The organism is Methylocapsa sp. S129 (assembly GCF_009765995.1).
GTDB lineage: Bacteria > Pseudomonadota > Alphaproteobacteria > Rhizobiales > Beijerinckiaceae > Roseiarcus.
The window spans coordinates 249,719-262,061 of the sequence record NZ_LMUI01000016.1 but is presented as its reverse complement, the minus strand read 5'-3'; the positions used below and the strand labels follow the sequence as shown (position 1 = coordinate 262,061).

At 59.8% G+C, this 12,343-nt stretch carries 11 protein-coding genes; 1 reads left to right on the top strand and 10 read right to left on the bottom strand.

All coding sequences use genetic code 11. From position 1 onward, the window contains the following. Window positions 1-3: 3 nt before the first annotated feature. The 7 genes from GSQ90_RS10520 to GSQ90_RS10490 form a co-directional block, all read right to left on the bottom strand. On the bottom strand, window positions 4-1,503 hold the full coding sequence (locus GSQ90_RS10520) for a sugar ABC transporter ATP-binding protein (RefSeq protein WP_158814780.1): 1,500 nt from the start codon (window positions 1,501-1,503) through the stop codon (window positions 4-6). Between the two features lie 4 nt (window positions 1,504-1,507). Continuing rightward, window positions 1,508-2,596, bottom strand: coding sequence for an ABC transporter substrate-binding protein (locus tag GSQ90_RS10515; protein WP_158814779.1), 1,089 nt, complete (start codon window positions 2,594-2,596; stop codon window positions 1,508-1,510). A 49-nt stretch (window positions 2,597-2,645) separates the two neighbouring features. Next, the gene (locus GSQ90_RS10510) at window positions 2,646-3,893 is read right to left on the bottom strand and encodes an enolase C-terminal domain-like protein (protein ID WP_158814778.1); all 1,248 of its coding nucleotides are present in this window, start codon (window positions 3,891-3,893) and stop codon (window positions 2,646-2,648) included. A 410-nt stretch (window positions 3,894-4,303) separates the two neighbouring features. Beyond that, window positions 4,304-5,815: a sugar ABC transporter ATP-binding protein gene (locus tag GSQ90_RS10505; RefSeq protein WP_246731515.1), complete on the bottom strand. Its 1,512-nt coding sequence runs from the start codon at window positions 5,813-5,815 to the stop codon at window positions 4,304-4,306. A gap of 49 nt (window positions 5,816-5,864) precedes the next feature. Further along, entirely contained in the window at window positions 5,865-6,821 is a 957-nt protein-coding gene (locus GSQ90_RS10500) for an ABC transporter permease (protein ID WP_158814776.1), read from the bottom strand. After that, the gene (locus GSQ90_RS10495; protein WP_158814775.1) at window positions 6,818-7,867 is read right to left on the bottom strand and encodes an ABC transporter permease; all 1,050 of its coding nucleotides are present in this window, start codon (window positions 7,865-7,867) and stop codon (window positions 6,818-6,820) included. The genes GSQ90_RS10500 and GSQ90_RS10495 overlap by 4 nt, the downstream gene beginning before the upstream one ends. Next, the gene (locus GSQ90_RS10490; RefSeq protein ID WP_246731514.1) at window positions 7,867-8,808 is read right to left on the bottom strand and encodes a substrate-binding domain-containing protein; all 942 of its coding nucleotides are present in this window, start codon (window positions 8,806-8,808) and stop codon (window positions 7,867-7,869) included. The genes GSQ90_RS10495 and GSQ90_RS10490 overlap by 1 nt, the downstream gene beginning before the upstream one ends. A 300-nt stretch (window positions 8,809-9,108) precedes the next feature. Here GSQ90_RS10490 and GSQ90_RS10485 point away from each other — a divergent pair, with 300 nt between their 5' ends. Continuing rightward, on the top strand, window positions 9,109-9,828 hold the full coding sequence (locus GSQ90_RS10485; protein ID WP_158814773.1) for a GntR family transcriptional regulator: 720 nt from the start codon (window positions 9,109-9,111) through the stop codon (window positions 9,826-9,828). Between the two features lie 70 nt (window positions 9,829-9,898). Here the strand turns inward: GSQ90_RS10485 and GSQ90_RS10480 are convergent, their stop codons facing one another. From GSQ90_RS10480 to GSQ90_RS10470, 3 genes are all read right to left on the bottom strand, one after another. Beyond that, a complete protein-coding gene (locus GSQ90_RS10480) occupies window positions 9,899-10,630 on the bottom strand; it encodes an SDR family NAD(P)-dependent oxidoreductase (protein ID WP_158814772.1) in 732 nt (243 codons plus the stop codon). Between the two features lie 66 nt (window positions 10,631-10,696). After that, on the bottom strand, window positions 10,697-11,113 hold the full coding sequence (locus tag GSQ90_RS10475) for a Zn-ribbon domain-containing OB-fold protein (RefSeq protein ID WP_158814771.1): 417 nt from the start codon (window positions 11,111-11,113) through the stop codon (window positions 10,697-10,699). A 2-nt stretch (window positions 11,114-11,115) separates the two neighbouring features. Further along, window positions 11,116-12,291 carry a thiolase family protein gene (locus GSQ90_RS10470; RefSeq protein ID WP_158814770.1) on the bottom strand — a complete coding sequence of 392 codons (1,176 nt, stop codon included), beginning with the start codon at window positions 12,289-12,291 and terminating at the stop codon, window positions 11,116-11,118. Between the last annotated feature and the right edge of the window lie 52 nt (window positions 12,292-12,343).

Genomic DNA, 12,343 nt, shown 5'->3' with positions numbered 1-12,343 from the left:
GCTTCAGTCACTGCCGCCTCCGAAGGAGGATTCGAGAATACGCGAAGGTTCAATTTGCCGCCCCATGAGCTGAACCGCGGCGCGTCCTTCGCGAAAAACGTACAGCCGCTCACAATTGGTCAGCTCTTCAAGTTCCGTCGTGTACCATACGAAACAGCGTCCCTTCGCGGCTTCGCTCCGGATCAACTGATAGACCTCCTGTTTCGTGCCGACGTCGACGCCGCGCATCGGATCATCCAGGAAGATCACCTTGGCGTCGGAGGCGAGCGCACGCGCGAACAAGACTTTTTGCTGATTGCCGCCGCTGAGGCTCAGAATAGGCGTGTCGATAGAGGGCGTCTTGACGTTCAAACGATCCGACCAGGCTTGAGCGAGGCGCCTCTCGGCTTTGGAGGAAATCAGTCCGCGCCGGCGCAACGCCTTGACGCTACGGATCGTCAGGTTGTCTGCAACGGACCAGAGCGCGAAGACGCCTTCGGAGCCGCGATCGCCCGCGACATAGGCGACCGGGGGCGCGAGACCATGCGCGCTTCTTTTTCGACCGGTCGAATAGAGCGCTCGCAATCGCTCTCTCTGCCCGTGGCCTTCCAGCCCTGCAAATCCGATGATCTCGCCAAGAGCCGCTTCAATAGAAAGGTCGCCCGCACCGCGCCCCGGGGAATCGACGACAAGCGGACCCCGAGAGGCCGGTTCGTCTTCCCGGATGGTGCGCTCCCGAGGCGCCTCGATGCTGCCCATGAGCGCCACGAGCGCAGCGCGGCTGAGGCGCTTGGCGTCGCGTTCCGCCACAATCTGACCGTCGACCATGACGACAACCCGATCGCAGACCGCCAGGATCTCGTCGAGCCGATGCGTAATCAAGATGCAGGCAATCCCCCGTTCCGCGGCGCTCCGGATATAAGCGAGCAATTGCTCAGCCGCTTCATGGCCAAGCGCCGAGGTCGGCTCGTCAAGGATTACGCATCGCACCGATGTGTCGGTCACGCTAAAGGCGCGCGCGATTTCGACCATTTGCCGCACGCCGATTGGCAGATCTCCCACCCGAACGCCGACTGGAACCCCGTGGTTGGGAAAGATTTCGTCCAGTGTCTGGAGAATCACGGCCCCGGCTCGCTTACGCCATCCAGGGCCGCGCAGCGGACGATGAATTATGCGCGTGTTTTCGGCGAGATCAAGATTGGCGCAGAGCGACAGTTCCTGAAAGACACAGCGCAAACCGTAGTCCTGCGCGCGATCAGGACTCCATGCCGTCACATCGACAGCCTCAAGATTGAATGTCCCGCTCGATCGCTGCACCGTGCCCGCCAAGACGTTCATCAGCGTCGACTTGCCGGCGCCGTTGTGGCCCACCAGGCCCACCACCTCGCCAGGACCGATCCTGAAATTCACTCCCCGCAGGGCGTGAACTGCGCCGTAGTTTTTGTGAACGTCGCGCACATCGAGAAAGGCGGGCGAGGGTTCAAGCGCGGGAACGGTCGGCGCGACGACGGTGGGCGCGGACATTAAGTCACTTTGGAGCCGGCACTGCCGGCAAGGGCGTATGGTTGGCGTTCGCGTCAATGATCTCGGCGACGAGCGCCTGCGAATATTCTGCGTTGACGACGCCACCGTTAGGAACCTTGCTCAGCCACGCGTCCAGATCCTTCTGATCGATGCGCAGCAATGGAACCTCGACGAATTTTGGCATCTTCTTGCCGGCCAGCACTTGTTGAGCGACCCAGAACGCCACCTGAGACACACTCGGGGTCGCTCCGAGCGAGAAGGTCTCGTAGCCACCGGCGTCGTATTCTTTTTTCCAGAGCGCGAGTTCGTCCTGACGATTGCCCATGATGATGATCGGCAATGGGCGGCTGGCGGATTTGAAGGCCATCGCGGCTCCGTAGCCATCACCGCCCTGCGTCAGCACGGCATCGATTTTCGGCAGGGACGGCAATACGCCGGAAACCTCCTTCTGAGCGACCGTCGCGGTCCACTGGCCGTAGACCTCGTTGACAATCTTGATGTTTTGATGCGCTTGCGCAGCCTTTTCGACGCCAGCATGAAGTCTCTTGTCGAAACCATCGCCGGCCATGCCGCGAATCTCCAGGAGGTTCGCGTCCTGCTTACCCAGTCGGCTCGCTATGTAGTCCAGCTCCGCCTTCCCATAAGTGTCGAGGTCGTAATCAACGCGATAGGCGCAGGGCTCGGTCACGCCGCTCGCGAAGGCCACAACCACAATACCGGCGTTACACGCATCCTTGACGACGCCGTTGAGCGCCGTGTCGGAGCCGGCGAGCACAATGATGGCGTCATAACCCTGAAGCACGAGGTTTTGCATTTGGGCGGCCTGTTCGGTCACCGAATTATTGGAGCTGACAACCGCAACGTCGGCGATCAGGTGGTCCTTCTTGGCTTGGGCCCCCATCTCCTCGAAGCTCTTGATCATGACCTGACGGAAGGAATTACCTGCATAGGAATTGCTGAAAGCGATCTTTTTGCCGCTGGTGTCGCCTTTCGCGATTCCGTTTTCGGCCAGCGCCGCCATTGGCTGCGTCGCGGCCCAAATGGCGAGCATTGCGCTCAGGGCCGTCGCGTTTTTGAACAGTTTTATCCTCATTGTTCCCTCCTGCTTTATTGTTCTCTTGAGCGCCAGCAACCGCTCGCGTTCATCGCGTGCGAAGGCTGGGCGTTGCGCTGACCGTTGGATCCGCGAAATCAGAATTGGGGAGCAGCGGGTACCAGCCCGGCCGGCCCGGATCGCGATCGTAGGGGTATCCCCCAAGCGAACGGTACAAATCGGCGTAGGTTTGGAGCTTGTCGCGATCCAGCGTAACGCCGAGTCCGGGGCCATCGGGCACTGCGATGCGCCCGTTCTTATAGCGCATCTTCCCCCCGACTATGATGTCGTCGAGGAGATGATGGTAATGCGCGTCCGCCGCGAACGTGAGGTTCGGCAGAACCGCGCCGAGATGCAACATGGTGGCGAGCTGGATGCCGAGCTCGCCCGACGAATGCACTGCAATTCCAAGACCGAATGTGTCGCAGATTTGCCCCGCCCGGATGCAGGCCCGGATGCCGCCCCAGAATGTCGTGTCAAGCAGGATCACATCGACCGCGGGATCGCGCACGTTGGTGGCAAGTTGCTCGAAGTCTATCACGATCGTATTAGTGGCGAGCGGCGTTGCGAGTTTCTCGCGAAGACGCCGCATGCCGGCCAGCCCCCAGGTCGGGTCCTCGAAATAGTCGTTTCGCAGGCCCCCTATCGACTGCCCGAACCTGAGCGCCTGCTCGACCGAAAGGGCGGCGTTCGGATCGTAACGAAGCGTGTCGTCTGGAAAGGCGGCGGCCAACGCCTTGTAGCATTCGAGTTCATAGTCGGGATGGAAGACGCCAGCCTTTAACTTATGCGTCGCGAACCCATGCTCCGCCTTCAGGAGCTTGGCGTGGGCGATTAGTTGATCGATGGTGCGGACTTCGCCTTCGCCCGTCTCCGGATTGACGTACCGATAGAAGAGGTAGCTGGCGAACGCGACCTCGTCGCGCACACGCCCACCGAGGAGTTGATAAACCGGAACGTTTAACTTCTTCCCGATAATGTCCAGGCAGGCGAATTCGATAGCAGCGTGCAATTGTGTCCGGTTGTTGTAGAGCGACGCCGTCGGATTGCAGATGGCGTAGCGCATCCGATTTAAGTTGAAAGGATCATGTCCCACCAGGTACGGCTTCAGTCCGGAGAACGCCAGTTCTGCGCTTTCACCGCCACCGCCCATCTCGCCGAGGCCCGTAACGCCTTCATCGGTCTCGACCTCCACGATCGTTCGGACGAAGCGACCCCAGTGAGTTCCGTTGCTGTGCCGCAGCGGCGCTTCCAGAGGCACTGTGACGGTTGTCGCCCGAATATCTGTTATCTTCATCGGAACTTTCTTTGTCGTTTGATTAAGTTCGCGTCGGACTCGCGGGACGCAGGGCTCGCACGACGATCTCGTGGCGTAGCCGCCCCAAGATTTTAGATTGATGCGAGGCCGCTATTTGACGGCTCGTTCGCCTCGTCGCTTCGAGCGCTACCGATGGGCTCATTGATCAGGCCTGGCGCTTGATTGGCGCACATGATCCGACCCGTCTTCAGTCAGAGCCGCTATGAGTTTACAAACAAACCGCCGCCGATTTGATGGCGCGGACCCACGGGGGCGAGGTACGCGCCGCTCAGACCTGCCCATTAGCGTTTGGCCCTCCCGATAATTAGTTCCGCCAGCCGCTCGGTGAGGATACTAGTATCCTAGATGAAGGTCAAGCAACAGGGGCTTCGCTAGGTGTTGAACGCTGGCTAAGTCGCCGCAGCGTTCGCAGCCGAGTTCTGGGACTTGAGGGATGCTGTCGGCGGGGCTGCGTGAATGTAAGCCATAATTGCATGCGACATCTCTCCATAGTCGCCGCTGTTCTCAAATTTACCAACCAAGCGATAGTGGTCCATCACTGCGATGCGATCGGATAAAGTGATCAGCTCGGGCATATCGCTCGATATGACCAGCACAGCGCGTCCTTCACGGGCAAGCTTGTGAAGAAGCTGATGAAAATAAGCCTTTGTCTTGACGTCGATCCCAACGGTCGGCTCATCGACGATAAGAACCCTAGTCCCAGCAGCGAGCCATTTCGCGAGGCTCACTTTCTGTTGATTACCGCCAGACAGGTTTTCTACAAGTTGATCCAGTGACGAGGCTTTGACTTCCAGGGCGCTTAGCACCGGAGCGACGAGACGAATGACCGTGGCGTCGCGGAGAAAGCCAAACCAACCTCTCAATCGTGACCAGACAGTCGATCCGACATTGGCCAGAACGCCATGGCTGAGTATCACGCCTTCCTGCTTGCGATCCTCACTGACATAGCCGATACCGAATCGGTGAAGGGCTTCGCGCGGACTTCCTATCGAGACAGGCGCCCCGTCGATCCGGATTTCACCATGTGTGATCCGGTCGAGGCCGATAATGGCGCGCGCCAACTCGCTTCGTCCGGCTCCCACCAGACCGTAGAGCCCGACGATCTCTCCCGAACGCAGATCGAGATCGATATCGCGATGGCCGCCCAATGTTGCGACGCTAGCAAGCGACAACGTCACTGGCAGATCGGTCCGCTGGTTCCGACCAAGGTCAGGGATAGGCTCGGCACGGCCGATCATGAGAGAGACGATATCGCTTCGGCTCATTCCTGCGAGGGGGCGGCTGAGGCACGCATTGCCGCCATCGCGCAGAACGGTGACCGCGTCACAAAGCTCCAGGATTTCTTCAAGTTTATGACTGACGAACAAGATTGCGACGCCCTGATCGCGAAGGCGACGCAGCATGCGAAACAAGGCCTGCGTTTCGCTAAGCGTCAGCGACGCGGTGGGCTCGTCCATCAGCAATATGCGCGACTGCTGGGACAGAGCGCGCGCGATCTCGATCATCTGCGCCGTCGCTACGTTCAATTCCGAGACGAGACGGCGGGGATCGATGTCGAGTTCCAGCAAACGCAACCAATGCGTCGCCTCATCATGAACAGCGCTGTAATTTATCGGGCGCAATGAGGCGCTGGCGATTCGATCGAGCAGGATGTTCTCGCCGACAGAGAAACGTGGGATGAGGTTTCGTTCTTGATGGACGACGCCGATTCCTGCTTCGATCGCTTGGAGAGGATTTGCGAAACAAACAGGCTTGCCAGACACACATATCTCGCCGCCTTCCGGAGATTGTGCCCCCGTGATGATTTTAATGAGCGTCGACTTGCCGGCGCCGTTCTCGCCAAGCAGCGCGTGAATGCTTCCAGGATCAAGGCGCAAAGAGACGCCGCGCAGCGCCTTCACGCCAGGGAATGATTTCGTGATCTCGGACAGATCGAGAGCGGGCGACATTTCACACCGCCTTGGTCTGTCGTTTGGACCTGAAACGATTGACGCCCACGGCCGCGAGGATCAGCAAACCCAGAAGGAACTGCACGTAATAGGGATCGACCTGGAACAGCACGAGCGCCTGAGTGATCAGGACGACGAGCGCAACCCCCCAAACCGCGCCAGCTACGCTGACATACCCGCCGCTGAGTATCGCCCCGCCGATAACTGGAGCCGTGAAGGAGGGAATCAGCCAGTCATCGCCAATCGTCGGTTGACCGACTTGAAGGCGCGCGACCGCCATCATGCCCGCCGCGCCGGCAAGCAGACCAGATAAAGCGTGCGTCGCGATGACGGCGCGTGAGACCGAAATTCCTGCGAGCCTTGCCGCATGCTGATTTGCCCCTACCGCGAGGATCTGCCGACCCAGCGGAATACGATCGAACAAGCACCACACGAAGACCACGGCAATCGCCGCCGGAATCAGGAGCACGGGAACAGGGCCAGAAATTGAGGCCGTGCCGACCGCTTTTACAACAGCCGGTATATCGTACAGCGGCTGGGCCTGTGTGAGGCCAAGGTTGACCCCCTTATAAGCAGCCAGAGTCGCTAACGTGATAACGAATGCCGAAATGCCTGCCCGAGCCGTTAGCAAACCATTGATGAGGCCGCATGCGAGACCAAGCGCGAGTCCCAGCAAAACCGCAAGCCAGGGAGCGACGCCGCCTGCCTGCATAGCGCCCGCAAATGCGACGCCGACCAAACCGCCGATGGAGCCTAGGGAAAGATTCGTCTGGCCGAGCGCGATTACCGCCAACTGCCCAAGCGCGATCATCGTCGACAAGGCAATCGCATCAAGCAGGACAAAAATATTGTACGAAGACAAGAAGTCCGGCCGCAGAACGCTTAAAAAAATCGCGCCCCCCAGAGTGAGGATCGCGAGCCCCAACCAATCAGAGGAGAGCCGTAGCGTCGCCGTCATCGACGATCGCCGCTGGCGAAGACGCGCATTCGCGCCTTATCGATCATTACGGCGCCAAGCAGAAGCATGCCGAGGAAAAACTGCAGCCAGAACGCCCCGACATGGAGCAGCAGAAGCCCATTGTTGATCACGGAGATCAGCACTGCGCCGAGGACGGCGCCCAGCACCGACACGCGGCCGCCACTCAGCGACGCGCCGCCCAGAACCGGCCCAAGAAAAGCGGGCAAAAGCCAATCCTGACCAAGATTTCCCGCCATTGAGGGGATCGCAGCGCCATTACGCATTGACAGCATTACGCCCGCAACGGCGGCAAGGATTCCGGCCATCGCGTGGCACAACGTGACCGCCCGCGATGCGGAGATCCCGGACAGTAGGGCCGCTCGAGCGTTGGCGCCGACAGCCAGCATGTCACGGCCTATCGCGGTCAGACGATAAAGATAAGCCATCATGCAGGCTATCAGAACGCTGTAGACAAGCAGCGGTGAAACAGCGCCGAATAAATGTTGTTGCGCAGGAAGGCTGAAATCATCGGGAAGGCTGTCGAACGGCTTCGCCGTCGTCAATATGATCATACCTCCAAAGAAGACGCTCATCGTCGCAAGCGTGACCACGAAGCTATGCATGCCCGTGCGCACGATTATCTGACCATTTGCAAAGCCGAGCAGACCACCCAGCGCCAACCCCACGGCGACGCTCGCCGGCGCCGGCCATCGACAGGCCTCCATCAGCCAGCCCGCCAAGATGCTGGCGCAAACCCCGATCGCGCCGATGGACAGATCTAGTCCACCCGAGACGATCACCGACATCATGGAAAGGCTGATGAGGATGTTGACGGCCGCCGATCGGCTCAAGCCGAACTGGTTGAACGGCGAACTGAAGCCGCGAGTCGATAACCAGAAGCCGGCGAAAGCGAGCACAACCAGAAGCAGCAACCCAAACTCGGACGAGAGCAGGAAACGTCCCAGCTTTCCGCCGAGGCGCCCCGCATTCTCATACTGCGTTTCTGTTGCGTCAGAGCCCTGCGCCGGCGGGAGACCTTCCAGCATCAAGGGCAATCGAGATATTTCTGCTGGAAGCTCGCGAGAATATCCTTTGTCACGCCCTGCATCTTGTCTTGATAGTTGGCAAGGTCGCTCGCCCCCACATATGCCGTGCCGCTATCGACAAAATGCGTCGTCTGGGGAGTCTTTAGCCAGGGCGCGTCCGTCTTGACCTTGCAGCCGGACATCAATTTTCCAAGCGCGTAAGATCCAATATACGCCTGTCCGTAAGGATTCTGAAGCATCGTTCCCGTTACGTAGCCGTCTTTGATCCCCTCCAAAATGATGGGATCGTCATTGAGGCCGATCATATGAATTCGCTTGTCGCCGATTTTCCGCAAAGCGGTGGCGGCGACGGTCGCCGGTATCCAGGCGGTCGCGATGATTCCTTCAACTTGCTTGCCCTGCGTCGCAAGGAATGCGTTGATCTTGTCCTGGGCCGGTTCCGGGGCGTCGATGTCGGCAATCGTTTGAACAAGCTCCACCGACCCGTTGGTTTCGGCGACCGCCTGCTTAACGCCATTGATTCGTAACGCCGTACCCGGGTCAGTGAGAAAACCCGTGAAATGCGCGATGCGGCCTTTCCCGCCCATTGCCTTGATCAGTTCCTTGGCTCCCAGATAAGCCGAGTGCTCGGTATCGGTCGCGAAGCAAAAGGCGGCCTTGCTAGGATCTTGCAAACAACCCGCTAAAGCGATCACAGGCATTCCCTGATCGACCAATTCACCGACGACGTTCCGGCTGCCTGCTGGGTCGCCGGGAAAGACCAGGAATGCGTTATAACCCTGAGAGGCTAGACTCTCGATCAGATCGTTCTGCTGGCTCAGCGACCAGCTTTGCGGAACCTTGTAATCCGCAGCGCCAAGATGAAAGTCGCGCGCCGCGTCTTTCCCCGCTTGGGGCCACGACGCGAAATACGGATGCGGGCCGCCTGCTACAATCGCCACTTTCGTCGAATTCGCATCCGCCGCGATGGCGCTGCTGACGAAGAACAGCAGAGCGAGCGCCGCCAGACTTACGAAAGGCAAGCCGATTCTGCTCCGGACCGCCGCACCGATTGTCGATCGAAAATTTCCGCTTATTGCTAGCATGAATCCCCTCATCGGCGCCGCCTCCCCACTTCCCATTTTTGTCGTTCGAGCAATTATTGGATACTAGTATCCATAACGATTGTCAATCGCCACTGTCGCGGTTCCTATCGCATGGAGTTTGACTTGAAGGCCGCGCTATACTCTCAAGAGGTATGAATGGGGGATTCGGTCGTGACGCCTGGAATTGCAGAGAAAGCGCTGGACCCCAATGAGGCGCTTGGACCTCAAATTAAGCGAATACTCGTACAACGTATCTTGACGAACGTGCTTCGCCCGGGAGAGCGGCTGTCGGAGAACGAGCTCTCCGCTTCGCTCGGCGTTAGCCGTCAGCCCGTAAGAGACGCCTTGATCCGGCTGGGCGAAGCCGGGCTCGTGCGCGCGCTTCCGCAGCGCGGAACGGAGGTTACGCGCATCGATCTCCAAAGCGTCGATAGCGGCCGCTTTCTTCGCGAAGCCGCGGAACTCGCCGTGATCCGGGAAGCCGCGCTGAGGAGCAAACCTTCGGCGATCAAGACTATGGAACAGATCGTCAGCGCGCAGGAGCGTGCAGTAAAGCAGGAAGATCATGCCGCCTTCCTCTCGCTCGACGACGAGCTTCATTTCACCTTCGCCGCCTCGATCGGACACGGAGACGTCTGGCGAACTTTGCAAAACGTCAAATTGCAGATGGATCGTGTGCGCTATCTCAGCCTCCCCGATGCAACGCCTGGAAAATTGTTGATCCAACAGCACAAAGCCATCATCCGGGCTTTGAACGCGCGCGATCCCGATTCCGCCCAGACCGCCATGCGGGAACATTTGTCGGAGCTCCTCTCGTCTCTGCCGCGGCTCGTCAGAAAGCTCCCTGACTACTTTGACGGATCGGCGTCCGCATGAACGAGATTGGCGATCGTTATTCAATCGACGGTTGGATTGAGCCAAACAAACGCCAGTCTCTCGATAAGTCCTATCTGCGCCGAGGGAATGGCATTCCAGCGCTGTGTGCGGTCGCGGCTCCATCCACCGGAATGATGGCGCCAGATAGGTAGGACGCCTTCGGAGAGACGAGGAAAGCGATCACTTCGGCCACTTCCAGCGACGTGGCCATACGCTGCTGCGGGAGCTGAAGCTGGCTATTCGAATGATGTTGCTCGATCATGCCGGCCATCATCGCGGTGTCGGTAGGGCCGGGGCAAACGCAGTTCACCCGAATGCCGTCGCGGCTGTAGTCAACCGCCCAGGAGCGCGTCAACGCCACGATAGCGCCCTTGGTCGCCGTATAGGCGTCCGCCCAAGGCATGGCCCGCATGGCGGCGACGCTGCCCAACGTCACAATAGACCCATCCTGGCGCAACTTCGGACGAAAGGCGCGCACGCTGAGCATACACCCGGTCAGATTGACGGCGAGCGTCTTGTGCCAGGCATCAAGGGAAAGCTTCTCCGCCGGTCCATCCTGCGGACGAAGATTAATGCCTGCGGCGAGCACGAGGGCGCCGATCGGGCCAATTTCAGAGGCGACGCCGACCAGCCCGCTTTCGTCCGTGACGTCGCAAATATGACTATGCACATCCGCGAGTTCACTCGGCCGCCGATCGATCACATGCACCGACCAGCCGCCATCCCTCAAGAGCGCCGCGACTGCCCCCCCGATTCCCGACGCGCCGCCGGTGACGACCGCCAGTGAGAAATTGTTTGGCAAAGAATGTTTCCTTCCGTGTCTCTCAGCAAAAAACTGAGCGCCGCCGAGTCCGGCGGCTGTCCGCCGTCATTTGGGATTGACCAGCCGGAAGACCGGCAAAGTAACGCCGATGTCTGATCGCGTTTCAAAGTCGACAGTCACCCGATCGCCGCATTCGGCATGTTCCGCATCGCTTCCGATCAGATTGGTCATGAGCTGAACGTCTTCATCCAAACGGACAATGGCGATCACATAGGGCAGCCGATCCTCAAAGCCTGTCGGCGGCGCAGCCTTCTGCACCGTCACCGAATAGATCTCGCCCTCGCCTTTCGAAGCGCGCCAGCCAAGATCCTCGCCAAGACAATGGGGACAGACCCGCTTGGGATACATGATGGAGGCGTCGCAGGACCGGCAGTGCTGGATCACGAGGCGGCGCTGAGCGGCCGCCTCCCAGAATGGCGCGCTCCAGGCGGTGGGATTGGGATGGGATGCTGTATTCGCCATCGTCAGGCTTCCTTCGACAAGATTGTCACGTGAGAGTCCATCCAGGTTCCGCCGGACGCGGTCTCCGCCGCGTTTACGGCGCCAGGAACCTGTCGCTCTCCCGCCTTTCCCATCAACTGACGGAACGCCTCGACCAGCACGGCGACGCCGCCGCCTGCGCCGGTATGGCCCTGAGAGAGCATGCCGCCATTGGTGGTCATCGGCATGGAGCCGCCAGGCGAAGTCTCCCCCGCGGCGACGAAAGATCCCGCCCGTTCACCGCGGCATACGCGGAGCGCGTCCAAGGCGATCAGCGGAAAGACCGGATAGGCGTCGTAGAGTTCCGCAATATGAATATCCTTGGGCTCCAGTCCCGATTGCTCATAGGCTTCGACTGCGGCCTCGAAGAAGCCGAGCCTGGCGAGATCACGGTCTTGCGACACTGAATAATGCGTAACCTTTGAGGCGTGGGCGCGCACATACACCGGCGTCGGCGTTATCGCTGCGGCTTCGCTGGCGCGGGCGACGACAAAGGCGCTCGCCCCGTCCGCGAGCACGTTACAATGTTTTGCCCGTAACGGAGTCGCAACGATTTTCGAAGTCATCACGTCCTCAAGCGAAAGCGGCGAGCGAAACATCGCGTTCGGATTGAGCTGCGCCCATTTGCGCAAGGCTACGCAGACAGAGGAAAGTTCCGCCGCGGTCGAGCCGGTCTCGTGCATGTAGCGTTGCGAGATCAATGCTCCAACGGCGTTCATGTTGTGCCCATAGGGCGCTTCCCATTCTTCCGAGACGCCCGTGGTTGCGAAAAGGTCGATCCCCATCTGCCGGGGGAGCGAGCCGACGGCGTCCGAATGCACACACAGAACGGTGCGCGCCGCTCCCGTCGAGACCAGGGCCTCCGCCAGGGCAAGCATGCTGGAGCTGCTAGCTCCTCCGGCCATGACCTGCACGTTCATGGCGGCGCTGCGCAGCATGCCGAGCTCTTCGCACAACCTTGAGAATATCAGATCGACGTTGAAATGCCGCGACGCCAGAGCGCCGGTCGGCATGACGACGTCAATGTCGCGCGGACCAAGGCCCGCATCCAGAATTGCGCCCTTGCAGGCCAAAACCGCCGCTTCGAGTTCAGATCGGTCGGGGAAACGCCCCGATGGCACTTCCCCTATTCCCACCACGGCGGCCGTCGCTCTTCGCATTATGTTCCCTCGCTTATCGCTGTCTGTGTCGAAATCGCCGGCGTGCGTCTCA

Coding starts and splice junctions, on each gene's coding strand:
- GSQ90_RS10470 (WP_158814770.1), bottom strand. CDS start 12,291: ATGCGAAGAGCGACGGCCGCCGTGGTGGGAATAGGGGAAGTGCCATCG.
- GSQ90_RS10500 (WP_158814776.1), bottom strand. CDS start 6,821: ATGACGGCGACGCTACGGCTCTCCTCTGATTGGTTGGGGCTCGCGATC.
- GSQ90_RS10515 (WP_158814779.1), bottom strand. CDS start 2,596: ATGAGGATAAAACTGTTCAAAAACGCGACGGCCCTGAGCGCAATGCTC.
- GSQ90_RS10510 (WP_158814778.1), bottom strand. CDS start 3,893: ATGAAGATAACAGATATTCGGGCGACAACCGTCACAGTGCCTCTGGAA.
- GSQ90_RS10495 (WP_158814775.1), bottom strand. CDS start 7,867: ATGCTGGAAGGTCTCCCGCCGGCGCAGGGCTCTGACGCAACAGAAACG.
- GSQ90_RS10485 (WP_158814773.1), top strand. CDS start 9,109: ATGGGGGATTCGGTCGTGACGCCTGGAATTGCAGAGAAAGCGCTGGAC.
- GSQ90_RS10475 (WP_158814771.1), bottom strand. CDS start 11,113: ATGGCGAATACAGCATCCCATCCCAATCCCACCGCCTGGAGCGCGCCA.
- GSQ90_RS10520 (WP_158814780.1), bottom strand. CDS start 1,503: ATGTCCGCGCCCACCGTCGTCGCGCCGACCGTTCCCGCGCTTGAACCC.